Below are 25266 nucleotides of genomic sequence, written 5' to 3'. Positions count from 1 at the left end.
TGTCCTAACGGGCGTAGAGAGTTCTCTTTTTTTAGGTATGGTTTCCTGTTTTTGCAATATTGCCTCTTAAATGATACCCAATATCCACAACTTGTAAAAACTATTCAACTTTTGTCGGAGGACTAAATTACTTTCTTTAAGCGATAGATATTCGTATGACGCAAAGGCTTACTATCTACGAAGCGATATTGATTAGCCTGCTGGAACATTACTCTGCCAATTTCCTCAAAATTAACTTCATCTTGACTTCTTTCTATAACGAAATAATCTGCCTCATCAAGCGTTTTGAAAGACCAAGTAAGCACGGATTGTAAATTTTCTTTATCAAACTCTCCCGTGAAGTAGAGTAAATTCAGTGGTAGAGGGCTGCAAGTAGTACAAGTAGTTGGGTTGAACGTAAAACGCCAAGCCTGATTGGTCGCTGTCCAAGTGGTACTAATGTTATTGTAAGTAGTTGCAGGTGCAGGAACTAATGCTTCTGTTCCATTGTAATTATGTAACCCCAGTAATGCTCTACCACTATTCCAACTTGCACAAACTTCTTTTCGAGTTAGGTGTATTTCTATGTCGTTAGTAGTTTCAAACATTTTAATTTGCCCTGTAAAGTCCAAACTTCTATTGCCGTTACATGTGTTATCTGGACTGTACATTGGTACGTTTTCCCAGGACACAACAAAACGTCTGTTGGGGGCTGTACCAAAAACCTGATAACGGATACGAGGGTTTGCCCCACCTGTGGTAATCGAAGGGTCTATATCGTGCCAAGGAGCTAATATGGCATTACGAGGGGCATTAGTGGTATTAGGTAAGTCAGCAGTTATACTCCAATTAGAATATCCATTGGGAACGGCATTTACGCCGGTAGGTAGGTTGGTTACACCACAAGTCCAAGCGGGTGGATCGAAAATAATATAACCATTAGAAGAGATGAGAAAATTTTGATACTGGTTACCATTCAAACAGAAATCAAATCCAGTAGTAATGGTGCCTCCCGGATAAAATACATCATCTACAAAACCCGATAAGTTTGGGGTACTAAGATTATCGGGAGCGTGAGTTATAGAGGTAATAGAGTAAGTACCTGCAAGCGTACAAGTCATAGAAGGAGGAGGTACGGGAGCCGAGATGGTTAAGTTGGTATAAGCATTACAGTCAGGAGCAGGCCAACTATCTAATACTAAATAATAAGTTGTACCCGCAATAGCATTGAAACATAAAGATTTATTTCCTGAACTGCTTTGAGAATTGGCTATACAAGTACCACTTGGTAAAGTGCTACAAGTAGTATTAGGGCAACCATTATAAAGCATTAAACCTGTATAACTTCCTGAAGAGGTTAAATTTATTGTAATAACCCCTGAAGTAGTAGGTGTAAAGACCCATACTCTATCTTCGCCTCCTAAATAAGAGCTGCTACCGCAAGTTACGGTATTACTGCTTGTAAGGTCATTTACTGCTCCGCAGGTAGTACCAGCACCTGAACTATAAGGCAGAGAGGTAACGTTAGTTACTCCCGTACCCAAACTACATAGAGGAATAGGTACCGCAGTAACTGAAATATTATCGATACCGCCAGGTGGGTTTGTTCCTACACTACCATCGTTTCTCCAAGAAAAAACCAAGCGGCGAGTGATAGGTGCAGCAGTGTTATTACAAAAAATGCTCGTAAAGCTAGCACTTTGCCAGGTTGTTTGCGAATTAAGATTAGAGCCTATTTGACCCGAAGTAAGTTGAGTTCCTGCGACAGGAGTAGTAGTGGTAGCTACAAGGAAAACTTGAATATAATCACAACAGCCTTCCGCTTGTGCTCTCCAATTAAAACTCAGATTGACTGTGCTACCGGCAGGTACGGTAATATCTCTATAAAAATGAACTACTGAGGAAGCTGTTATCGTATATTGGTAGTTAGTCCCATTATTTGAAATAAATGCAGCTCTTGCTCCTGTAGCTCCTACTCCTGTTGGGTTGCCTAAATGCCACTGGTTGGTTTGTGAGCCATTGACAAGTGTCCAGCCATTAGCGGCAAAAGTAGTACCTGACTCAAATCCGCCTTCCGCTGCTGGATCTACAAGAGTTTGAGCAAAAACCAACACACTCCACGCCCAAGCGAAAGCAAGCAAAATAAATTTTTTCATAATTTTATGTTTTTAATTGTTTAGACACAAGAATATACGAAAGCAAACTTTGCCCAATAATTTACATAAGAAGTCTAAAAAGATTACATCAAAGGAGTAAGGAGAAGTTATTCTTTTTGTTTTACCATTTCTTCTGCACAATCTTGCATAATTTCCTCTTTGGTGGCAATTTTTTCAAAGATACGATAAGAAGCATTTAGCCCTTTGATTTTATCAAAGATAGCTTGGTTAGTGATGTGAATATCACGATTTACAGAAAGGACAATTACATCGTGGCGAGAGCAAAAGCCTACTATTTTTACGCCATTAAGAGTTTTGAGAGCAGTTTTTATTTGCTCCCAACGCAAAACTTTTTGCTCACATTCGGGAATGCCTAAAATCAAATCTTTGTAGTTGGCTTGTGCAAAAGATAAACGAGCCATTAGCACAAAAGAAACGAATAGTAAAAGTTGTTTTTGCATAATTGTTTATTTGTTTTTGCAAAGTTAGAAAAAATTTATATTACAGTTTAATATTAAGTTAATATTTTCTTTTTTATACTTTGATAAAAAGAAAGGTAACCAGTTTTGGGTAATGTTCTCTATTTTCTATCAATAAACTTCAAGAAAAAATCGCTTTGGGGTTCTTGGGAGAGGTTTTGATAGGCTTTGTGTAAAAGTTCTAAAAAAATTTCTTTTTCGCGAGGCGAAAAATTGAAAAGCAGTTCTTCATTAAGATTTCGGATACCTTCTTGAATGTCTTGGATATAACGCTCTCCTTTTTTGCCAAGAGCTAATGTATAGGCTCTTTTATCTTTTTCATTCAGAAATCGTTTGATGTAGCCTTTGTCCTCCAAATCATCAATAATGCGTACAATAGTAGCCTTATCTACTTTAAGCAAATCAGCTAAATTTTGCTGTGAAAGTGGATTTTCGGCTTTGGCAATTGCCCAAAGAATAAAAAAATAACGCTCCAAACCCGTAAAATCAAGGTCATAACTTAAAAGTTTGTGATAGCTCTTATCAAGCAGATGGAAATAAAGACCAATAGCTTCCCATTGTAAATTCATAAGGATTTAAGATTAAGTTGATACAAACAACTTTCAAAAGTAGTATTTTTCTATAAGAACACGAAAAAGAAAGTGAATTATTTTCCTTCCTTCTTGCCTCCTGTCTCTTGTCTCTTGTCTCTTGTCTCTTGTCTCTTGTCTCTTGTCTCTACTCATCACCTACTACATAAAACTCTACACGGCGGTTTTTCTTTCTGCCTTCGGCGGTTTTATTAGAGGAAAGCGGTTTTGATGAGCCATAGCCTGTGTAATACAATCTTTTTTCGGTAATCCCTTGCGAAATTAAATAATCATACACAGCTTTTGCTCTATCTTCGGAAAGTTTAAGATTTTTCATAGGCTCGCCAATTTCATCAGTATGTCCTGAAATAACGATATGAATATCTTTGAACTCATTCATAATACGGACTAATTTATTGAGTTCATATTTAGATTCTTCCAAAAGCACAGATTTACCAAATTCAAAAAGTACGTTATTAAGCACAATAGGTTTGTTGGGTTCTAAATAGCCAAATTCGGTGGGTTCTAATTGCCAAGGTTTTTCTATGCCCGTAAAGGCAGGGGCAGTTAGTTTGAAAGGCGGAATGGGAGGCTCGCCTAAAAGTGGTTCGGGTAAAACATCAAGCCAATGCAAAGAAAGATTATCAAAGAAATAGTAAGCTCTATGATAGCTGAACATTTTTTCGTAAGCGGGATTTTCGTCAACTTTACGAATATCTTTTTTGGAAAAACTAGCAAATTCTCCCAAAGTAAGATACTCTTCACCGCCTTCGGCTACGAGTGTATCAGTAACTTTTACCCAAGAACCTTTGGTATCAATGAAATTTAATTCTATTTGAGGTTTGGCAGAAAATTTATCATTGATGAGAATAGGATTTTTGGTAAAAAGCACACCTATTTTGCTTACAGCATAACAGGCATACTCAGCCAAAGAGAGATGCATAGTAAAAATGTAGCGATTGCGATGTTTCAAGGGTTCTTTCAGGCGTACTTGTACGTGTTCGCGATAGAAAAGTTCATCAGTGCTTTGGATAGGGGAATGTCCTACACGGATAATAAGTCCTAAAAAACCTTTGCCTTCTTGTGGGATAATTTTGCCGCAAGTGTTATTTTGGGGTGAAAACTTACTGCTACACTCGTGGAAGTAATCAGGGGTGCAGTCAGGGGGGGTAGCTTTCCAATGAGCAACGCCTCCTATGCGAAACCAGCCGTATTCATCGGGGCATTCCTGATAAACTTCAAAACTTCCATTGGGAATAAGATTTTCTTGCTTTTGAGCAAAAATGAAAATATTTTGTAAAAAAAGTAAAACAAACACGCCAATATACTGCATAAGACTTTGTTAGTAAATGAATTTATCGGGTCGCTTTTTAGCCTTTTTGATGTTTCCTTTACTATCTCTTTTGAGCCGAGAGCCTTTTTGCATACGTTCGGCTTCAAATTTAGCAAATTCTTGAGGTGTCATATAGGTAGGGCATTTGGGTTTGGAACAAGCCCCAAAAATTGCTACTGAAAGCCAACAAATCAGCCCTGCAATAAACTTTTTCATAGTTTCTGTTGTTTTGCAAGTAAAATTACAAAAAAAGCCACTTGAACAATAGATTTTTTGGGTTAAATTCTAAAAAAGCCATTTATGTTTGGTAAAAATCCGATTTCTTTCATATTTGTATTGGGTACTTTGCTTTTGTTTTCCTGCAAAAGTAAAGAAAATACACAGAGTAAAGGTATTGTGATAGAAATTGCTCATTTTTTTGAAAATGAGCCTTTGCGTTTGCAAAATAATTACACTAATAATTTTGGAGAGCAATTCTCTGTAAATTTGTTACGCTACTATTTGAGCAATTTTCGTTTGCAACGCTCCGATGGGGCTGAATATGTTGTTCCCCAAGAAAAATGTTATTTTTTGGTTGAGTTGGATAAACCTGCTTCTTATAAATTGTTCATTCCTGATGTTCCTTTGGGAGAATACAAAAGTATTTCTTTTCTGATAGGGGTAGATAGCCTTCGCAATACGATGTCGCCTGATAAGCGTACAGGCAATTTGGACGTGGGAGGAGCCGCAGAAGGAATGTATTGGAATTGGAATACGGGGTATATTTTTTTTAAGTTGGAAGGGAACTCGCCTGTGGGTGTTAATGGTGCTTTTCGTTATCATATAGGTGGATATGGTGGATATACCACTCAAACACTAAATAATATCCGTTCTAAAACCATCAATTTTGGAAATACGCCGTTGAAAGTTCAATCTCACCATTCTGCAATGGTGCATTTGAAGTTTAATTTAGCAGAATTTTTCCGTAACCCCCATACTTTGAAAATAGCCCATAACTCTGATGTGATGTTTGCACCTATTTCTGCAAAGTATGCCGATAATTCTGTAAATCTTTTCAGCTTGGATTTTGTGCATAATTAAAAATATTGGAAAAAAAGATTGTTTTTTGAGTAAGTTTTCCTAAATTTAAGGCAAAACTAAAATTCACTTTTTATGAAAAAAATCGCATTGCTTATTGTATTATTGGCTTTTTTTGCAAGTTGTAAAACTTCTAAAAAAGGAGCTTGGGTAGAAAAAGATAAAAAGGCTTTCATAGAGGGCTGTGAGGGGGAAATCAAAAAAATGAAAGATACCCCTGATGGAAAAACCGTTGCGGCGTTGGTAAATTTAGAAGAATTTGGCAAAAAGTCTTGCGAGTGTGCCTTGAAGAAAATTGAGGAAAGCTACGAAAATCCCACCCAAGCGGAAAAAGATAAAGAAGGAACAGATAAAATTGCTCAGAAATGTGGAGCAGACATAATGCTGGAACTAATGAACCAAAAGAAATAATCAAAGGGGCTTAATGATAGCCCCTTTGGGCTTTTTCTACTTTTTCTTGTTATCCCAATTCATTGCGAAATTGAGTGTGAAGTTTTGAGCATATTGGGTCTTGAGGTCTTGGTCTTGGTCGTAGAGGATAATAGCTCCTAATTTTACATTTACGTATTTATTCACTTTGGCAATAATAGCAAGTTCGCTGCGTACATCAGTAGCAAGTGGGTTTTCGTAAGTAGTGAAAGACCAAAAATGAGCCTGAAAGACAATATTTTTGAACACCTCTTTATTGAAATCGGCTTCTAATGTCAGAATTCCGACTTCGTTTCGTATGCTTTTCCCTTCGGCGACACCATAATTTACTTTGGGGTCAAATGTGTCAGTGGGTTCGTTAATGATGCCATTGCCGTTGGCATCAATGGCTCGGTTATTGTTGAATTCGGGTTCAAAAACGAAAGTCTGACGCATACTCGCTACGCCAAAGCGAACCCAAAAATAATTTACAGGCTTGTACTCCAACCCTGCGGCTTCGGTGAGAAAGGCAGGAGCAAAGAATTTAGAAATCAGATTATCGCGTATGGCTACTACATTGCCCGCATTGTCCTTAAATTGTCTTTCATATTCAAAACCTGCGTCAAACTGCGTAAGAAAATTTAGTGAAGCGAATAAGTTCCAGTTTTTAGAAAGTTTGTAGCCAAATTTTGAGTCAAATAGAATTCGGTCTTGATTTTTGCGAAGACTTTGCCCTTTGTTTTTTACTATGCCATAATTAAGCCTCAAAGAATTATCCCAAGAGATTTTATCTTTCAGGTAGTTGGCATCGGCATACAGAAAACTTGCCAATGCTACCGAACTCACGCCCCCTGCTTTCCAATTATCCGAAAAAGAGGCTTGATTAAATCCTAATCCCATTTGGGCAGATTTTTTCCAATAGCTTGTATCACGAATAGCACTATCTTTTTGAGCAAAAGATTGCTTAACAAGCAAAAAACATACGAATAGATATGCAAACTTTTTCATAAGATTTTTTCACAAGAAAAAAACATTTTCAGCAGAAAACAAGATTTTGCGTAAATTTTTATATTTTTGTTCCCGATTTTCTATTGCAAACTCACTATGGAGCAACTTGGTAGGTATTTTTTATTTCTGCGACAACTTTTTATTCATAGAGAAAAATTTAAGGTATATGTAAAACTTATCATAGAGGAGTGTGTGTATATCGGTAACGACTCGCTTTTGCTGGTAACAATCATTTCCACTTTCATAGGAGCAGTAACGGCGATTCAGACGGCTTACAACCTTATCAGCCCGCTTATTCCACTCACAGTAATTGGATTATTGGTTCGTGATACGACACTTCTGGAACTTGCCCCCACGATTACAAGCATTGTACTAGCGGGAAAGGTAGGCTCAAACATTGCGGGTAATTTAGGCACTATGCGTATCACAGAACAAATTGATGCACTGGAAGTTATGGGTATCAATTCTGTTTCATATTTGGTACTGCCCAAAATTATTGCTTCTATGATTACTTTTCCTTTGCTTGTGATTATTGCGGGTTTTCTTTCTATTTTAGGCGGTTATGTAGCGGGAACACTTACAGGAGTAGTTTCTGCCGAAGATTATGTAGTAGGCGTAAGGCAAAATTTTGTTCCTTACAACGTAACTTTTGCCTTGATAAAATCGGTAGTATTTGCTTTTTTGATAACCTCTATTTCAGCCTTCAAAGGCTATTACACGCGTGGAGGTGCATTAGAAGTAGGGCAATCCAGTACCAAAGCCGTAACAGCAAGTGCAATTGCCATTCTTTTTGCCGATTATGTGCTTGCTCAATTGTTGCTGTAAAAAATGAAACTTATTGACTTAATAGCAAATGTTTTAGAAAGTAGTCCTATACCTTTACAACAAAAAGAGATAGTTGAAAAGGTTTTATCGCACCCTTGGGCTCACGATTGTATTGAATTGCAAAGGGTAAGAGTACCTGCATCGGCTGTGGCAAGATGTCTTACAAAACATACAACAGGTAAAAGACCTATCATAGGCATATTAGATGAAGAGAAAGCCAGTTTTAGAAAATATTATTTAATTGGGCAAAAAAATGCTTTAACAAACCTAACGGAGGCAGATTTGCATCCTTTGTTATCTAAGTTTTTACGTTTTAAGGGCATTTTTTCCAAGACTATTCAAGCTTCTAAAATTGTCAGAAAAAATGAAAAGACTCTTATATGGACAAATCCTGATGTTGTAGGAGTAAAGCCTGTAATTTTGCAATGGAACAAATTTTTTCAGAGAGAAGTAGAAAAATTAGGTATTTTTTCTACAAAGGTGCTTGAATTTTACAGCTTTGAGCTAAAGCTTAAAGTAGATAAATCCAATTTAGTACAGAGTTATTTTCAAGCTGTTTCTAATTCAAGTTGGGCAAACTTTAATTATTTGGTAGCAGCAGACTTAGATATGCGAGCAAATTTCCTTGATGAACTCAAAAGGCTAAATAAAGGTTATGGCATTGGAATTATTTTACTAAATATTCACGAGCCTGAAAATAGCCAAGTTATTGTTGAAGCGAAGGAAAAGGAAGTTGTTGAAATTAATTTTATGAATTTTCTTTCAACCTATAACTCTGATTTTTTGGAATTTATACAAGAATGTCTTGCTATTGTAGAAAATAAAACTATCAACATAAAGTTTTTTGACCAAACATAATTACCTAATGCTATGGATACACTCATTATGATTGCCCAAGTACTTTTAGGACTTTCCATTTTGGTAGGATTGCACGAATGGGGGCATTATATTGCGGCTCGCATTTTTGGCATAAGAGTTGAAAAATTTTACATATTTTTTGACTTCCTTTTTCCTATGCCTAATGTGGCTAATTTTGCACTTTGGAAAAAGAAAAAAGGAGATACAGAGTTTGGTTTGGGCTGGTTTCCGCTCGGAGGTTATGTGAAAATTGCGGGTATGATGGACGAATCTATGGATAAAGCCGCTCTTGCCCAACCGCCCCAACCTTGGGAATTTCGGGCGAAACCTGCTTGGCAAAGACTTATTGTGATGCTTGGAGGAATCATTGTTAATTTGATTTTGGGCGTGATTATTTTCATTGTGCTTACGTTTGTCAATGGAGATAGCTATTTGCCCGCTAGTGCCGCCCGCGACGGCATTGTAGTTGGTGAAATGGGTAAAAAAATTGGCTTGCAGACTGGTGATAAAGTCTTGAATATCAATGGGAAACCTTACGAAAAATTTTTGGATTTGATTAGCCCTGATGTACTGCTAACTTCAAATGCTTATTACACCATTGAGCGTAACGGAAAGCAAATTCGCATAGATTTACCCAACGATTTATTAGAACATTTAAGCGATTTTCGCAAAAATCAGAGTTTTATTAGTCTTACGCCTCGTCAAAGAAATTTTATAGTAGGAGAAGTACAAAGCAAGTCTTTTGCTGAAAAAGCAGGCTTGCAAAAAGGAGATAAAATTACAGCAGTAAACGGCGAAAAAATCACATTCTTTGATGAATTACAAAGCAAACTTGCAGAAAATAAACTCAAATCTGTTGAACTTACTATTTTACGAGGAAATCAGGAACTAAAACTTACTTCGCAAGTTACAGATGAAGGACGTATCGGCTTTGCTCCAGTTTTCCCCGATTTAGAAAAGCTCTACCAAAAGCAAGATTATACGCTTGCTCAATCCATAGGTATTGGTACAGTACGAGCCTTTGGGGTGATTTTTGATAATGTAAGGGCTTTTGGTAAAATTTTCAGAGGAGAAATATCTTTCAGCAAGTCAGTCGGAGGACCTGTAAGTATTGGCAAAATGTATGGTTCTAAATGGGATTGGACACGCTTCTGGACACTCACGGGAATGCTCTCTATGGTGCTTGCTTTTATGAACTTTTTACCTATTCCTGCTCTGGACGGCGGACACGTCATTTTCTTACTTTACGAAATGATTGCCCGCAAACCTGCCCCTGAAAAAGTGCTGGAAGTAGCTCAACAAATAGGTATGATTTTGCTCCTTGCTCTTATGGCTTTTGTACTTTTTGCTGATATATTCTTGAAGTAAGGCTTTTTCATACTTCATTTTGGCTTAATTTTTGCTTTGCTTTAACAAACTAAAAACTTATGCGTATGAAAAAGAATGTACTCATTTTAGCTTTTTGTCTTTTGCAGACAAATCTTTTTGCACAAGTACGTTTGCATATTGGTGCAAACACCGCAGTGAACACGTCTTTTGTGTTAGACAAAGGTTTGAGCGAAGACCCTCGCTATAATTCAAAAATGACTTACACGCTTTCGCCCATTGGTGTTTCCTTTGGGGCGGATTTCAGCGGAGGTTTTTCTTTGCAATTAGAAGGTATTTGGGCGAAGTATGGGCAAATTTATCAGATTGTCAATGTTGCTCAGCAAGTGGTGGGTGAAAGACGCATTGATTTGAGTTATATTAACCTGCCTTTACTTTTGCGTTTTGTAGGTAATATTGATGCTCCTGTTCGTTTTAATTTTATGCTGGGTCCGCAACTTTCTTTACTGACAATGGGTAGAGAAACCATTCAATACGCCGCAGGTACTTTCAAAATACCCCAAGGTGTGAATGAATTACCCACAGGGGTACCTCTTTCGCAAGTGCCCGGTGCTACGCAAAACCCTGATGGCACTTGGAACTTACCTGCTCAGCCTGAGGTAGTTATTGCTGAAAAAGGTAGTTTAGACCCACTCAAACGTTTTCGTGATGCTGAATTGCAACTTGCAGGAGGTATGGGCGTTGATATAAAAATCAATGATAAGTGGTATGCCTCTTCGCTTATTCGTGCTAATTACAGCATTATGGATACTCGTGGGCAAGATTTGTTTGATGCCGTACAGAATGGAACAACAGGTGATTTGTTTGGCAGAAGAGCAAACTTACAGATTGGTATTCAGTTAGGTGTGCATCATTTCCTTTCTTTGGGTAAATGATAGCTTTTTCCTTAATAAATCAGAAACGTCCCTTTAATTATTCGTAGGGACGTTTTCTTTTTTTAGACCAGAGATTTAGCATTTACTTGATTTTTTATCTCTTCGTAGTCAATTCCATAATGAGAATTGTGGTAAATTACTTTTCCATTCTGTAAAACTATGACTTGGGGCGATTGATGCTCTACGCCAAATTCTTGGGCAATCTGATTAGAAATTTCACGAAAACGAAGTAAATCTAAAAAATAAAGACTAATTTCCTGTATTTCGTCATTTTTCCAAGCTCTTTGAAGACGATCAAGGGCGGTGCTACTAATAGAACAACGCGTACTATGCTTGAAAACTAAAGCGAAAGGTTTTTGCTTGATTTCCTCTAATTGAGCTGAGTTTTCTAACTTAATCCAATTCATAATAATTTTTTATGCAAAACAATTTTAAGCGAGTTTTTGTTTGCGTTTGAAAAGCCTTTAAGCAGTTTTTATTTGTAAATTAAAAATACACAAGGTTTTTTGTGCAAATCAGGGGGATTTTTTGACCACAAACTTATCGTTTGAGTTCGTATCAATTCATCGGGGGCGGTTAAGTTGCAAGCAAGGCAAAGTTTCGTATGTGGTCTGCAAATTTGTAAGATGCTTTTAAGCAAATCATTATTCCGAAAAGGCGTTTCTATGAAAATTTGTGTTTGGTTATTTTGGTAAATAGCATTTTCTAAATCTTTGATTTTCTGATTTCTTTCTTGCTTATCAATAGGCAAATATCCGTGAAAGCAAAAATTTTGTCCGTTAAAGCCCGAAGCTATCAGGGCGAGCAAGATAGAGGAAGCTCCTACTAATGGCACAACTTTTACATTATTTTCGTGACACCAAGCCACAACAAAAGCACCAGGGTCAGCAATGGCAGGACAGCCCGCTTCCGAAAGTAGCCCCACAGGAATTTGCTGTTTGAGTAAAGTTAAAGCAGGGGCTAACTGCCCGAAATCAGCGTGTTTCCCTATTTCAAAAAAACTTAATTTATCAATTTCAATACCTACTTGCAGACTGCTTAAAAAACGCCGAGCAGAGCGTATATCTTCCACAATAAAATTTTGAATTTGTTTTACAACCTCATACACTTGTGATGTAAGCACCTGTCTATGTGTATGAGGAGCTAAAAGATTAGGAATAAGATACAGCATTTAGTTCAAATTCAATCCAAAAGCCAAACCATACCAAATTTTATTCTGATAAATCCAAATAGAGCGATTGCTATCTAAAAGATAATCCCAGCCCACTGAAACCCCTAAAGTCAGGCGATTAACGGCAAAAATACACGCCGCCCCTTTTGACCAAATGATGCCATCATATTCTTGTTGTAAAATATTTTGAGTATTGGTTGGCGACATAAAAGTATTGCCCAGTCCACTGAAAACTCCGAATGAAATACCAAAATGATGAATATTCCTTTCCCATTCGCCCAAAGGCTTGGATTTGTAGTTTAATAGATAGTCATCTATACGAAGCCCCATATACAAACCACCATTCAAGTTGGTATTTAATTGAAAGGGTACATCTGCTTGTGAGGGGCGAAATTTGACTGGAACAGTAAGAAAATCAATATCAAAAGAGTTCTTGATAAAATTGATGGAGAGATTTCTATCAGCTTCCAGCTTTTTGGGGAGAGCAGTATAGATTTGCCGAGCAGTATCTACTTGCCATTTTCGGTTTGTTTTGATAGCTTTGTGAATGTAAAGGGTATCTTCTTGGACATTTACATAAACTTTTTGACTTTTTTTGCCAATTTTTTGTGAGTAAAAATCATCAACAAGCTCTTCTTTGGCAGTTTTGTATAAAATACTACAAGCATTCAAAGTAAAAAATAAGCAAATACAGGTTATAGCCCTATTATTCAACTTCGTGATCACTTTCTTGGATATAGTCTTCATCGGTTTTTTTCTGCTTTTGCTGGTCAAAATTCATTACAAGAGCGGGTAAAACGGTAAGGTTGGTAAGCATTGCTACAAAAAGCGTAGTAGCACTCAATAGCCCTAATGAAATTGTACCCTGAAATTCGGAAAGTGTAAATATACCAAAACCTGCGATGAGTACAATAGAAGTATAAATCATACTAAAACCAGTTTCTTTGAGCGTTGTTATGATAGCGTGAATGTGGTCGGGGTCTTTGTCCAACTGCATACGATAATGTGCAAGGAAATGAATGGTATCATCAATGGCAATTCCCAAGACAATACTGAATAAAATCATTGTACTAGGTTTTAGAGGTATTCCCAAGAAACCCATCATTCCTGCGGTAGCAATCATTGGGATAATGTTGGGAATAAGGGAAATAATGATGAGACGTAAATTTGTAAAAATAAGCGAATTAGCAAGAGCTACCAGACAAATGGCAATCAGAATACTACTCATTAAATTATCAATGAGGTATCGGTTGCTTTTGGCAAAAATAGGCACTGAACCTGTAACTTGCACTTCAACGTTATTTTTACCAAAAATTTTATCAATAGTGGGGTAGATTTTTGTTTCTAATAACTCTCTTACGCGTATAGAACCCATATCGGCGGCTTTGAAGGAAATTCGCATTTTTTGTTCCAGAGAATCAACGAAAAATTGGGAAAGGTTATCTGCTCCATCAGGTCGTCTGCGTACATATTGCTGAAAAAATATCCAGTTTCGGCTATCAGGCAAGGCGTAAAAATTGGTATCTCCGTTGAAATATACTTGGTTGGCACTTTTCAAATACGAAAGGATAGAAAGCGGCTTACCTATTTCTTTAAGTTTGGTGAGTTCTGTTTCCAGCGAGTCGGCTTTTGCTAAAACACCTCTTTTTCGTAATCCTTTTGGTTTTTTAGTGTCTATGACTACTTCCAAAGGCATTATTCCTTTGAAGTTTTGTTCAAAAAATCGCAAATCACTTCTTACACCACTGCTTTCGGGCAAATCATCAACCAAGTATGCGAGGGGGCGTAGCATACTCATTCCCCATAATCCCAAAACAATAATCAAAAAGTTGATAGCATACACCCATTTTTTATGTTTGAGAGCTACTTTTACTAAGAAATTCAAAAAACTTTTGATATAACGAACTTCTAAATGTTTAGTAGTTTTTATAGAGGGAGCAGGTAAAAATGAATAAATAATTGGCACAAGTGTAATACTGATAAAAAAAGTAGCTAAAATACTCAAACTCATTACTTTACCAAATTCTGATAGCAAATCTACATTCCCAAAGGCAAACACAGCAAAACCTGCGGCGGTAGTAAGGTTAGCAATGATAGTTACCAGCCCCAGTTCTTTAAGCATTTTCAAGATAGCTTCTCTTTGATTTTGAATTTTGAGGTATTCTTGCTGATATTTGTTTATTAAATAAACACAATTTGGTACTGCAATTACGATCAGCAAGGGGGGGAGCAAACCTGTAAGCCCAGTAATCTGATAACCAAACAAATACATAATACCTAAAGCCCAAAGCACTGCACAAGTAATCACGCTCAAAGTAACAACCAAAGGTTGCCAAGAACGAAAGAAAAATAAAATCACTAAGGAGGTAACTATTATTGAAGCGGCTAAAAAGAGTTGAAGTTCATCTTTTACTTTACCTGTGGTAATACTTCTTACATAAGGCAAACCCCCAAAATGTACTTTGATGCCTGTTTCTTTTTCAAAAGTTTCGGCAAGAGCGATAATTTGAGGAGTAAGTTTGAGCCTCTTGGCAGAGTTGAGATAGCTTTTTTCAATAGTAATTCCCAGAATAGTAGCGTTGTTGTGTTTGTTGAAAATTTGTCCTTCGTAGAGCTTAATACTTCTAATTTTAGCAAGTCCGCTATCTAGTTCAGTTTGAGATTGTGGCATTCGGGCAAAAATAGGGCGTGAATAGAAAGTTTTTGTAGAGTCATCTTTCAAAATTTCTTTCAGGACAGCCATTGAAAGAACTTGCCGAACTCCTTCAATCTTACCTAATTTTTCACAAAGCAGATAGTATTTCTGAAAGTAGGGAAGTTGATAAATTCGTTTATCGTTAAAGCCTATGATAAAAACATTCCCATCTTCGCCGAAGGTTTTCTTGAAATTTCGGAAATTAACCATATCGGGGTCATCTTTGGGGATAACAGGGGCAAACTCGTATTTCATCGTAACTTTACTGCCCCAATATCCCATTAGGCTGGTTAGCAAAATAAGCGAGATGAGAATAGGCAAACGAAATCGTAAAATATGTTCAACAAATATTCCCCAATAGGTACGTAGCCGAATAAAACGTTTGAAAAATGCTTGCATTGAGTTTATAGCTTTGATTGCAGAATGTTTTTGAAAACTTGTATGGCTTTTTCTAAATGACTTTCTTTAAGCTCTTTGAAAAATTCTTTCTTGTGAATAGGCTCATCAACTTTTCTTTCGCCTTCCAAAAGGGTAATAATGTGTAAATTTACATCAAAATATGATAGAAGAGTATGGGTAGAATAGCTACCATATGTGATTTCCTGATGAATTTGAGCGTAATCTCCTCCAAGTTGACTTTCTAATTGAAACAAAACACAACTTAATTCAGGAGAGGTTTTCTGTAAAAGTGAAAAATCTACAAGTATTCGTTTTAACATAGCATTTTCGGTGTAAGTTTTGCACTCAACAGCTAAAACAAACTTATCATTTATGTATGTATGTACATCAACTTTAAGATTGTAGTAGAAATCTTTGATATTTTCTTTAATCCAGTTTCTAACTTGCTCGTTAGCTATATTATTTAGGTAGCTTTTATTCAAAGGAACTTTTACTATTTGTTTTTCAAATGAAATTTGCTCCTTTTCTCCGCCAAGTGCAAGCCAACTCAATTCAATGAGTTTCTTGCAAGATTTTTCTACAAAAGTTCCTTTTTCAGACCTTAAAATTCCTCCGTAGGCTCTTTCTGATGCTTTCTTCTTAGCTTTATCATCTATGCTTTTTATGAATTCTTGGTAGTCTGCAATGATGTATTGAAGTTCTTTTTTGATTTGAAGGCTATTCATAAAATCAAAATAAATTACTATCAATTCTTTTTCGTGCCATTTGGCAATATTTTTCAGAAATATCAATGCCTACAAATCTGCGATTGAGCATTTTGGCAACGGCAGTAGTAGTACCTACCCCATTGAAAGGGTCTAAAACAATATCATTCTGAAAACTAAATAACTTTAACACTCTATAAGCTAATTCTTCGGGAAACATTGCAGGGTGTTCATATTCTTTCATTTTTCTTTCAGGTGCTATGCTCCATTTTGCATAAACCCACTTCTTGAAATCATCTCCTGATATATCTGCATTTTCTATTCTGCCTTCTTTTTTAAGAGTGCCTTTGGCAAAAATTTCTAAAAATTCCCAAGTATATTTGAGATAAGGGTTGCTCGGACTTTTCCAACTCCCCCAAGCTGTATATTTGCAGTTATAGTTGTTTTTTTCCCAAAGTATTTCTCCTTTCCAAATCAATTTTTTATCCATAAAATACTTGCTAATAATATGATGTGTAGGAATATAGTCGGAAAACAAGGGCTGAATATTGACTATAATTCTACCGCCAAATTTAAGTACCCTTATACATTCATCAAAAATGGCAAATAGCTTTTCAAAGTATTTTTGCCAGAGGTGATCATCTTGATTTTGAGCATATTCAAGACCAAAATTGTAAGGAGGCGAAGTGAAAATTAAATCAATGCAATTATTGGGTAATTTTTGTAAAATTTCTTGGCTATCACCACAGATAATTTGATTTTCAAAATCAGCGGGTAAATCTTGATTTTGTTTTGAAAAAGGGTGTTGTAAAGCATAGAAATAGGTCTGACGTTTTTGTTCTTTTTGTTCTCTGTTTTTTACTTTTCTTTCTTCATTGTATTCTACATAAACTCTTTTGCCTGATTTCAAACCATAACTTTTTATACTTTCTATGGCTTCTAAAATATCCAATAAATATGTAAAAAGATGAGCAGAACCATTTTTATCACTTATGTATTTTTCTATATCCTGCCGAAAAATTTGTAAATCTAATTGTCTAAGATAGGTAAGAATAGTATTTTTACTAACTTCAAAAAAAATTTCTTCTTTGGGATATTTGGCAGAAAGCAACTCTAATGCACTAACATCTGCATTTTGATGCTTAAAAGGTATTTCAATTTTTTTATATTTAAGGCTTTTCATATTTCAAATACTTAACACAATCAATTCAAAACGGCGGTTCATAGCACGACCTTCTTCGGTATCGTTAGAAGCAATAGGACGAGTAGGTCCATAGCCTTTGGAAACGAAACGTTTAGAGGGAATTTTTTTAGCTACTAAATAGTCGTGCACGGCTTTGGCTCTTCGTTGAGAAAGTTCCATATTGTATTTGAGTGTTCCTTTGCTGTCGGTGTGGGCGGCTATTTCAATACGTGCCGTAGGGTTGTCATTGAGCATTTTAGTAATTCTATCTAATTCTCGTTTAGAATTGTCATTGAGTTCGGCACTATTATATTCAAAAGTGATGTTATAGAGTGGAATTTTTGCTCCAACGGTAAGCGTGTGCAGTTTTGCTTGCAGTTTTTGTTTTTTCTTGGGGTTTATGGTGTTGGCATAGAAAATATACTCTTTGGGATTTTTTACTTCTACTTCGTATTCATCATCTTCACGCAAGCGAACTTTGTATTTGCCTTTGTTGCCGTCTTTGGGGTCAAGGTTGATTACTTCGTTGCGGTTTTTATTGGTAAGTGTTACACCAAAAGGCAAGCCTTCGCCTGTTTCCATATCTGAAATATCAATTTCAAATGGAACACGTTTGGCTTGTAATTCTACGGTAAGGTTTGTAATAGTATCTTTGAAAAAGTTGAGTGTAATGAGTGTATCGTTGTATTTGGGGGCAGAAAAACGCATTGTATAAATTCTATTTTTCAAGAAAATAGTTTCAAAACTCTGCACTGAGGCATTTGCATAAACAATGTTTGATTTTTGAACATCTTTTACTTCTGTAAAAGCTGTCATCGGTTTTTTCTCATCTGCGTCTATAATGCTCACTTTGAAGCGAATACTTAATACATCAAGATTGTAAGTTTCGCTTTCAGTTTCCATAGAGCCTCGGTTTTTCTTTTTTTGCCCCCAGAGTGGCTGAGCAATCATCAAAAGCAAAAAGATTAAAGCAGATAGTTTCATAATTTTGTTTATTTGTGGTTAGAAATGCTTGTAATCTTGCATTAAATAGTTTTGCACATAGTCCTTGATACCTTCTTCTAATGTTGTAAAAGGTTTCAAATAGCCAATACTTTTGAGTTTTCGCATATTAGCTTCTGTGAAATACTGGTATTTATCGCGAATATCCGCAGGGGTATCAATGAATTTAATTTGGGGTTCTTTGCCCATAGATTTGAAAGTATTTTTAGCTAAGTCTAAAAAAGTTCGGGCTTTGCCTGTTCCCAAGTTGTAGATGCCTGAATTTTTACGATGTTTCATCAGAAATAAACAAACTTCTGTAACATCTTTTACGTAGATAAAATCTCTTTTTTGTTGCCCGTCAATATAATCAGGGTTGTGGGAACGGAAAAGGGTAACAGTGCCTGTATCTTGAATTTGTTTGAATGCGTGAAATATCACAGATGCCATTCTGCCTTTATGGTATTCGTTAGGACCATACACATTGAAAAACTTCAGCCCTGCCCAAAAGAAAGGTTTTTGTGCTTGAGCCAATGCCCACAAATCAAAATCTTGTTTAGATTGCCCGTAAGGGTTTAGGGGTTTGAGGTGTTTGATTTTAGTTTCATCGTCATCGTAGCCTATTTCGCCTAATCCATAGGTTGCGGCAGAGGAAGCATACACCAAAGGAATACTATATTCTATACAAGCCTGCCAAACTTTTTTGGAATACTCTAAATTCAGTTCGTTGAAAATATTTACATCAAATTCGGTAGTATCGGTTCGTGCCCCTAAATGGAAAATGAATTCAACTTCTTTCTGGTTATCAGCAAGCCATTCAAAAAAATGGGTTCTTTCTACTTTTTCTTTCAGATTTTTACCTTCTAAATTTTTAAGTTTTTCAGTTTTGGAAAAATCATCAACAGCTACAATGGCATTAAAGTTTTCATCATTGAGCTTTCTAATCAAACAACTGCCTATGAAACCTAAGGCTCCTGTAACAACTATCATAGTGTAATTTATTATTTGACCGAATACTAATTTTAGGCAAAAGTAATAAAAAAATCCAAACTCAAATACTTTACTCGGCGAAATAAAGTAAAAGTAAATGAGTTTGGTTTTTTGTAAAAATTTTTAACGAGGAAACTTAATGGGCAAATTATCTTTCAAACCTTTTTTGGCTTTCTCTTCGGCAAGTTTTTTAAGACTATCAGCCTGACGCTTCATTTTTTCATTTTTGATTTTTTCAAGTTCAGCTTTGGCTTTTTCTTCTGCTTCTTTTTTCAATCTATCTGCTTCGGCACGAGCTTTTTCTTCGGCTTCCTTACGCAAGCGTTCGGCTTCTTCTTTGGCTTTTTGTTCGGCTTCTTGCTTTTTCTTATCTAATTCATTCTGTAACTGATTTTTAAGTTCTTCTTTTTTGGCATCAACTAAATTTTTCACTTCACCTTTCAGATTGTTTTTATCCACAGCAACTTTGATTTGAGGCTTAGCATAAGTACCCCCTACCGAAATGATGAGAGGCACTTTATCAAAGGATACATTAGCTCCTAACTGACTGGTTACGAGTTGGTTCAAGGCTTGTCCTGCTTGTTTGGCGGGAACTTCCATTTTAAGTGTATATTCCAAAGAGCCGTCTGTTATTCCGTTGCTTCCTGATACATTGACGAGGTATTTGTCTATTTTTACATCATAAGGATCTACCACGAAGCGTCCATTTTTAATTTTTGCTGTTGTCAGCATATCTGCAAACTTAGTAGATTTGAGTTCGGGCATTTTAATCTCATCAGCAATTTTGCTAAGCAGGGGAATATCTTTTATCAGCCCTTCTACCACCGTAACGACCCCTTCGCCTGTCAGGCTATTGAATATAGGCATCATATCTTGTCCCAAATCACCTGTCAGGTTAAATTTTGTAGAAAACTTACCTGAAACATTCTGTACCACAGGGGCTAAATATTTGAGCGTGTTGAAGGCTTTTGCCGCCTCACCAATTTCTAAGTTCTTGATACCAAAATCAAAGTCAAATTTGGGTTTTTGTTCATTTTGGGTATCATAAGTGCCGTTAAGTACAAAGTCTCCTCCGAGTGTCTGGCAAGAGGCTTCTTTGAGCGAGAGTTTGCCATCTTTGATGATAATATCACCTTGCAAGTTTTTAATGCTCAAATTATCATAAACTACTTCATTGATTGTACTATTAAGCAGAAAATCAATATTTTTCGGAATAGGAATTACTGTCAGAGGTACATCGTCTTCGGGTTTGGGTTGGGTAGGAGTGGGGCTATCGGTAAGCCACTCATTTACATCAAATTTTTGCGATTTGAAGGTAAATTTGCCTTTGATAGTTTCGTTTTTGAAAGCATATCCCAAGTAATCGCTCAAAGTGCCTTGTAAGTTCAAATCGCTTCTGCCCGCCGAACCTTCTAATTTCTCCAAGACCATTTCTTTGGGGTTGAATTGCAAATGAGCATCATTGATTTTCACAAGAGGCATATCGGCGGTTTCGTACACAAATCCTGACATTCGGATATCGCCGCTATTGGTAATTTTATCGTATTGGCTTTTTTCAATGTAAGACATTTTCCCTTGCGAAGCAATATCTCCCGTCAAACGTCCTTGCAATTTCATTCCTTCCAAAGGATAAATTTTGGTAATTTTAGTTAAATCTACTACTCCTTTGGCTTTAATATCAAAATTGATGTCCTCAAAATCTCTGAAAATCGCCGAAGCACTGAAAGGCTCATTTTGCAGGCTCATTGTGAAGTTTTGCACGGCAAATTCAGAGTTTTTCATAGAGCCATCGCTACGGGCTGAGGCTTGCAAGTTTAATTTTTCCAAAGGTTCAGGAAAGGCGGCAGATTTGATGTAGCCGTTTTGCAGGTTCATTGAAGCATTGAGCGTAGGCATACGTTTGCCGTCATAGATACCTTGCGCATTGCCGTCTAAGCTGAAAATGCCTGACATTGTAAGTCCTGGCATAGGAAACATTTTGTTTAGTTCGGCAAGGTTTAGTTTGGCTTTGGCATTTGCCTTGATATCCATTTGGCTCAAACCTTTGAGGTAAGCAACCGCATCAACAGGATTCTGACCGAAATCAATATGAAACTTTTTCAAATCTATGATTAAGTTTTCTAAATTGCCGTCGGTCGTAGCTACTTTTAGGTCAATGTTAATGTTATTGACAGGCGAAGGCACAGCAGGATATTGAAAAGAGCCATTTTCAACATTCAAACCCAGTTGAAAGGCAGGCATCTGGCGGGCATTGTAAGTGCCTTTTACTTCGCCACTAAAACCAATTTTACCATCGGCTTTGATATTTTTGAAGTTTTCGGTATAAACACCTGGTACCAATGAAAGCAGAGCCTTAAAGTCTTTGTTGGTAGTGGCAAATTTGATATCCATATTGATATTGGTATCGGGCATAGCCACGTAGCCATCAAAGTGCAAACCGAAGTCGTTGAGTTGGAGGGTATTTTCTTTGAAAGTGAATTTCATTTGTTTCAAATCCATTCCGAGTGTAATATCGGCGGTGAGTTTCTTTTCGGTGAGGTATTCTGTGCCTGCGTACTCAAAAGAAAGTTTTTGAATTTCAGTTTCAGAGCCTAAGTCAAACACATCTGCTTGCAAATTGCCACTGCCAATGTGGTTTAGATTTACAATTTTGGCTTTCATTGGCAGAGTGCGGTCATCGTAGATAATCGTTCCTTCTTTGATTTCCCATTTTTGGATAGCTAAACTGAATTTAGAGGTAGTATCTTGAATTTTTTTGGTAGTATCTATGGGTTGGGGGCGAACAATATCCCAATTAGCTTTGCCTTCTTTATTTACTTTGGCAAAAATGCGGGGTTTGATAAGCGAAATGCGATTGATTTTCATTTTCTCACCAAACAAACTCCATAAATCCACCGTAATCCGAAAAGAGCCTACTGAAAGCAGAGTATCACCTTTGAAAGGGGCATTATTGACAATGCTGAAATTATCCAAAGAGGCTGTAATATGTGGGAAATTTTTGAATACGCTCAAACTAAAATCTTCGGCTTTGAAATTGACTTGTGCATCTACGTGCAGGGCAATTTGTTTGTCAATTTCCGCCTTGATTTTATCTTTGAACAAAAAAGGAACGGCTACGGCAAAGCCCAACAAGAGTACCAAAAAGATACCCAAACCGATAAGTGTTTTTTTGAGGATTCGTTTCATACGATTAAAGTTTTGATTTATAGGATATTGTGTTGTTTTAAGATTTCTGCAAAACGGCTATCAATTTTAGCAAAATCTTTGAGAATTTCTTTCAAGTTAGGAGTATTCTCTTTGGTTTTAAGCTCATTTTCAAGTGCTTTTTCAAGTAATGAAACTTTACTTTCTATGGGTTTGATGAAGGTTTTTCTGTCCCAGTAGGCAAAACCAAAAACAGCTACCAGCATTGCAGTAAATATAGCCGAAAATATCCAAGAGAAGGTATATTGTTGTTCAAAGCGGGCATTCATATCGGCACGCATTTCGTCTAATCTTTTTTCTATTTGTAGGAAACGCTCTTCAAAACGCTTTTCCATTTGCTGAAAACGTCCTTCATTTTGCTGAAAGCGGTCGTCAAAGCGTTTTTCCATATCATTGAGTTTCTGCTCAATTTTAAGTAATCTATCTCTATCTTCCAATGTAAAGGGTACAGTAGTAGATTGTGCAGAACCCCATTGGAAATAAAAAAATAGAAGTATGAGAATAAGGCTTTTTTTCATAAAAAGGAGATTTACAAGCAAAAGTACAAAATTTACACCAAATACCATTCTGCCAAACAAATCTTTTTGTGAAAGAATTGCAAAAAAGATTTGTTTTTCTTGAGGAGAATTCCTTAATTTGCACAATAATTTCACTTAAACCTCACTCAATTATGCTAAAAACAAGAAAATCAATGAATTACCCCCCCCCCCACACCACACACACTTGGGAAATTAAAGTGGATTTATCTGCTTTTAATCAGTATATTTTTTTGGTTTTGTAAGAAAAAAGAAGCAGAAATAAAGCCAACCTATCAGCAAACTTTTGCAAGCCCAGCCTTCAAACCCAATTTACAAACGATTACCGCTTTGCAAAATGCTTTTGCTAAATATCATTCTGGTGTAAGCAGCACAAGAAATAACACAAATCAGCCTTATTGGATACCCATTTGGAGAGAGACAAAGGCTTATTCTTTAAGCGAAGGTTACACGCTTATCTATGTACCTGTGTATAGGTATGCCTCTGTACAATACAATAGTGAAATAGGTTTTATGCGGAGGCTAAAAGCGATATTGAGTCCCAATGGCGAAGTAATAGATCTCAAAATAGCCGAAATTATCACCCATCCACAAACTTTGCAGAACTATCAAGACGATTTGATGTATTATGCTTTTACGGGTGCATTGGAAGGAGGGGTTTATTATGAAATTTCTCTTGCTTATAGTCTGTATAATCTAGAAAGTCAAAGTAGTTCTGTCTATACTATTGTTTATGTTCCAATTTTTGGGACAGGACTTTGTAATGAAATTAAAATAGATCCTTACTCTGGTGAAATTATTAGCTGGACCGTGGCAGCTTGTCCAAAAGATGCTGGTGATGTAAGTGGGGGAGGAAGTTCAGGTGGGGGCAGTAGTGGTGGTAGTAATACGCCAGGTACAGGTACCAATCCTCCAACAACTTCACCAAACCCTCAACCTCCAGCAGGTACCAATCCTCCTACTAATCCTACTCCATCACCTACTCCACCTGGTTCAGGTTCTCCGCCAATAGTTGTTAATCCAATTTTTACACCAGGTAATCCTAACCCTTGGACACCCACTGTACCCCCGACAGTTCCTCCTATAAGTCCTATATATCCTTCTATCCCTTTACCTTGGCAGCCTTGGGAACCAATTGAACCACCTGCGGGAGTTACCCCTGTGGATCCAGGTACCAACTTGCCTTCTAACTATCAGCCTTCAGAACTTTTAAAAAGCATTACTCAAAAAAAGCCTAATGGAACTTATGATTTTGGGAATTTGTCAGATGATGCTATCAAAAAATTAGATGAAACTATACAAGCCTTAAATACTAAAAGTGAAGTTGCCAAATTGGTTTTAGAAGAATTACAAACACATAAAGTAGCTTGGAAACAGGGAAATCTTAGCGGCTCTAATACAGGTAACTACAATCCGAGAGACCGAAGTATTACTATAAAGGTTGATGAAGACAATTTCTTTTTTGAAAAAGCAGGAACAGTTTTGGAAGAGCTACTACACGCCTTACAACACAAAAAGTATGGAAGTAATTTTGTTCGTGTACCTGTTTCCAATTTAGAATTTGAAGCAAAACTTATCAAAGAGCTAATTATTTACAATATTTTTGTACAAGACGGAAGAAGGTATGACTGGCTGAACAAGCACTATTTTTCACCTTACAGTATTTTCCCAAAATCAGAAGATAGTGATAGATTTAAATATTATTTAAGGGAGGTTACCCAAAAAGGCTATTTTTTGCCTAAAACTATGGAAGAGCTAACAACTGATACTGAAACCTATTGGACCATATTCACACTTTTTAGGGAAAAGTGGGCAGAGTGGTATGGGGTGAATCACCCTTATTCAATGCCGTATAGTAGTCAGCAAAAGCCCGATGTGCTATTGTTTCTATTTAATCAATGTAATTGTTCTCAACGTTTAATCTACTAAATCTATGAAAAAAATACTGCTACTGTTCTTGTTTTTGGTTAGTTTTCAGGCTTTCTCGCAAGGTCAGTTTGATGATCCTTCTTTTACTTTCAATGGACAAATCTATAGGGTGCGTAAATATAACCACTCAATTATGATTAGAAATTCCAATCAAACGTTATATGGTTCAGGGAGTAATTTGAGAGTACGCGAAGTAGAGCGATATTGCTCAGATACGGAGTTTCCTGTAAAATACAAAGATATAGGAGATAAATTAGTAGCATTAAACCCAGTTTTATTCTCGCAAGAACGGAGGTTGGAATTAAAGCAGAATAAAGATATGATAGATTTAACATTAATAGCCTCGGCAGAAACGCGTCAGATTGTAGAAGTTGTATTTTGGTTAAACTCGAATACGATATTGACCCGAGAGGAAATATACCGAATGGAGCAAGCCTACAAAACGCTAAAAGTTGCTTTATACCCCTATAATCCTAATAATTGCACTTTTAATTATTTGGTGGTTAATATAGTCATTTTCC

24 protein-coding genes are annotated in these 25266 nt (G+C 36.6%); 8 read left to right on the top strand and 16 right to left on the bottom strand.

Annotated elements, in window-relative coordinates; genetic code table 11:
• Window positions 1-122: 122 nt before the first annotated feature.
• From Rain11_RS11560 to Rain11_RS11540, 5 genes are all read right to left on the bottom strand, one after another.
• A complete protein-coding gene (locus Rain11_RS11560; RefSeq protein ID WP_101359526.1) occupies window positions 123-2135 on the bottom strand; it encodes a hypothetical protein in 2013 nt (670 codons plus the stop codon).
• Between the two features lie 107 nt (window positions 2136-2242).
• On the bottom strand, window positions 2243-2596 hold the full coding sequence (locus tag Rain11_RS11555; protein ID WP_101359525.1) for a hypothetical protein: 354 nt from the start codon (window positions 2594-2596) through the stop codon (window positions 2243-2245).
• Window positions 2597-2715: 119 nt separating this feature from the next.
• Complete coding sequence (locus Rain11_RS11550) at window positions 2716-3183, bottom strand: MarR family winged helix-turn-helix transcriptional regulator (RefSeq protein ID WP_101359524.1); 468 nt, start codon at window positions 3181-3183, stop codon at window positions 2716-2718.
• 148 nt (window positions 3184-3331) lie between these two features.
• Complete coding sequence (locus Rain11_RS11545) at window positions 3332-4516, bottom strand: OmpA family protein (protein WP_101359523.1); 1185 nt, start codon at window positions 4514-4516, stop codon at window positions 3332-3334.
• A 9-nt stretch (window positions 4517-4525) separates the two neighbouring features.
• On the bottom strand, window positions 4526-4732 hold the full coding sequence (locus tag Rain11_RS11540) for a hypothetical protein (RefSeq protein ID WP_101359522.1): 207 nt from the start codon (window positions 4730-4732) through the stop codon (window positions 4526-4528).
• Between the two features lie 84 nt (window positions 4733-4816).
• On the opposite strand from Rain11_RS11540, the gene Rain11_RS11535 reads away from it, so the two are divergent.
• Window positions 4817-5596, top strand: a complete 780-nt coding sequence (locus Rain11_RS11535; RefSeq protein ID WP_101359521.1) for an MbnP family protein — start codon at window positions 4817-4819, stop codon at window positions 5594-5596.
• 72 nt (window positions 5597-5668) lie between these two features.
• Entirely contained in the window at window positions 5669-6004 is a 336-nt protein-coding gene (locus tag Rain11_RS11530) for a hypothetical protein (protein ID WP_101359520.1), read from the top strand.
• 36 nt (window positions 6005-6040) lie between these two features.
• Here Rain11_RS11530 and Rain11_RS11525 read toward each other — a convergent pair whose 3' ends face one another.
• Window positions 6041-7009 carry a DUF3078 domain-containing protein gene (locus Rain11_RS11525; RefSeq protein WP_101359519.1) on the bottom strand — a complete coding sequence of 323 codons (969 nt, stop codon included), beginning with the start codon at window positions 7007-7009 and terminating at the stop codon, window positions 6041-6043.
• 96 nt (window positions 7010-7105) lie between these two features.
• On the opposite strand from Rain11_RS11525, the gene Rain11_RS11520 reads away from it, so the two are divergent.
• From Rain11_RS11520 to Rain11_RS11505, 4 genes are all read left to right on the top strand, one after another.
• Window positions 7106-7834, top strand: coding sequence for an MlaE family ABC transporter permease (locus Rain11_RS11520; RefSeq protein ID WP_101359518.1), 729 nt, complete (start codon window positions 7106-7108; stop codon window positions 7832-7834).
• Window positions 7835-7837: 3 nt separating this feature from the next.
• Window positions 7838-8692 carry a hypothetical protein gene (locus Rain11_RS11515; RefSeq protein ID WP_101359517.1) on the top strand — a complete coding sequence of 285 codons (855 nt, stop codon included), beginning with the start codon at window positions 7838-7840 and terminating at the stop codon, window positions 8690-8692.
• A gap of 12 nt (window positions 8693-8704) precedes the next feature.
• Window positions 8705-10060 carry an RIP metalloprotease RseP gene (rseP, locus tag Rain11_RS11510; protein ID WP_101359516.1) on the top strand — a complete coding sequence of 452 codons (1356 nt, stop codon included), beginning with the start codon at window positions 8705-8707 and terminating at the stop codon, window positions 10058-10060.
• 65 nt (window positions 10061-10125) lie between these two features.
• Window positions 10126-10953: an outer membrane beta-barrel protein gene (locus Rain11_RS11505; RefSeq protein ID WP_165778132.1), complete on the top strand. Its 828-nt coding sequence runs from the start codon at window positions 10126-10128 to the stop codon at window positions 10951-10953.
• 62 nt (window positions 10954-11015) lie between these two features.
• Here Rain11_RS11505 and ytxJ read toward each other — a convergent pair whose 3' ends face one another.
• The 10 genes from ytxJ to Rain11_RS11455 all read right to left on the bottom strand — a co-directional run bounded on the left by ytxJ (window position 11016) and on the right by Rain11_RS11455 (window position 22798).
• A complete protein-coding gene (ytxJ, locus tag Rain11_RS11500; protein ID WP_101359514.1) occupies window positions 11016-11360 on the bottom strand; it encodes a bacillithiol system redox-active protein YtxJ in 345 nt (114 codons plus the stop codon).
• 68 nt (window positions 11361-11428) lie between these two features.
• Window positions 11429-12124: an SAM-dependent methyltransferase gene (locus Rain11_RS11495; protein WP_101359513.1), complete on the bottom strand. Its 696-nt coding sequence runs from the start codon at window positions 12122-12124 to the stop codon at window positions 11429-11431.
• Window positions 12125-12871 carry a hypothetical protein gene (locus tag Rain11_RS11490; RefSeq protein WP_101359512.1) on the bottom strand — a complete coding sequence of 249 codons (747 nt, stop codon included), beginning with the start codon at window positions 12869-12871 and terminating at the stop codon, window positions 12125-12127.
• Complete coding sequence (locus Rain11_RS11485; RefSeq protein WP_101359511.1) at window positions 12831-15218, bottom strand: efflux RND transporter permease subunit; 2388 nt, start codon at window positions 15216-15218, stop codon at window positions 12831-12833. The genes Rain11_RS11490 and Rain11_RS11485 overlap by 41 nt, the downstream gene beginning before the upstream one ends.
• Window positions 15219-15223: 5 nt before the next feature.
• Window positions 15224-15967, bottom strand: coding sequence for a hypothetical protein (locus Rain11_RS11480; protein ID WP_207764452.1), 744 nt, complete (start codon window positions 15965-15967; stop codon window positions 15224-15226).
• Window positions 15948-17105, bottom strand: coding sequence for a DNA-methyltransferase (locus tag Rain11_RS11475; RefSeq protein ID WP_101359510.1), 1158 nt, complete (start codon window positions 17103-17105; stop codon window positions 15948-15950). Before Rain11_RS11475 ends, Rain11_RS11480 begins: the two co-directional genes overlap by 20 nt.
• Before the next feature lie 3 nt (window positions 17106-17108).
• Window positions 17109-18089 (bottom strand): OmpA family protein, encoded by a 981-nt coding sequence (locus Rain11_RS11470; protein WP_101359509.1) that lies wholly within the window; start codon window positions 18087-18089, stop codon window positions 17109-17111.
• A gap of 18 nt (window positions 18090-18107) precedes the next feature.
• Window positions 18108-19076, bottom strand: coding sequence for an ADP-glyceromanno-heptose 6-epimerase (gene rfaD / locus Rain11_RS11465; RefSeq protein WP_101359508.1), 969 nt, complete (start codon window positions 19074-19076; stop codon window positions 18108-18110).
• Between the two features lie 123 nt (window positions 19077-19199).
• On the bottom strand, window positions 19200-22262 hold the full coding sequence (locus tag Rain11_RS11460; protein WP_101359507.1) for an AsmA family protein: 3063 nt from the start codon (window positions 22260-22262) through the stop codon (window positions 19200-19202).
• Window positions 22263-22279: 17 nt separating this feature from the next.
• Window positions 22280-22798 carry a hypothetical protein gene (locus Rain11_RS11455; protein ID WP_133121584.1) on the bottom strand — a complete coding sequence of 173 codons (519 nt, stop codon included), beginning with the start codon at window positions 22796-22798 and terminating at the stop codon, window positions 22280-22282.
• 348 nt (window positions 22799-23146) lie between these two features.
• On the opposite strand from Rain11_RS11455, the gene Rain11_RS11450 reads away from it, so the two are divergent.
• Window positions 23147-24745: a hypothetical protein gene (locus Rain11_RS11450; protein ID WP_101359505.1), complete on the top strand. Its 1599-nt coding sequence runs from the start codon at window positions 23147-23149 to the stop codon at window positions 24743-24745.
• A gap of 4 nt (window positions 24746-24749) precedes the next feature.
• A partial coding sequence (locus Rain11_RS11445; RefSeq protein WP_133121583.1) for a hypothetical protein occupies window positions 24750-25266 on the top strand: 517 nt, incomplete at its 3' end.

It is taken from the genome of Raineya orbicola (assembly GCF_002843425.1).
GTDB classification, from domain to species: Bacteria; Bacteroidota; Bacteroidia; order Cytophagales; family Thermonemataceae; genus Raineya; species Raineya orbicola.
Note: the sequence above shows the minus strand (reverse complement) of the source record. Positions and strands in the feature narration are given on the sequence as shown.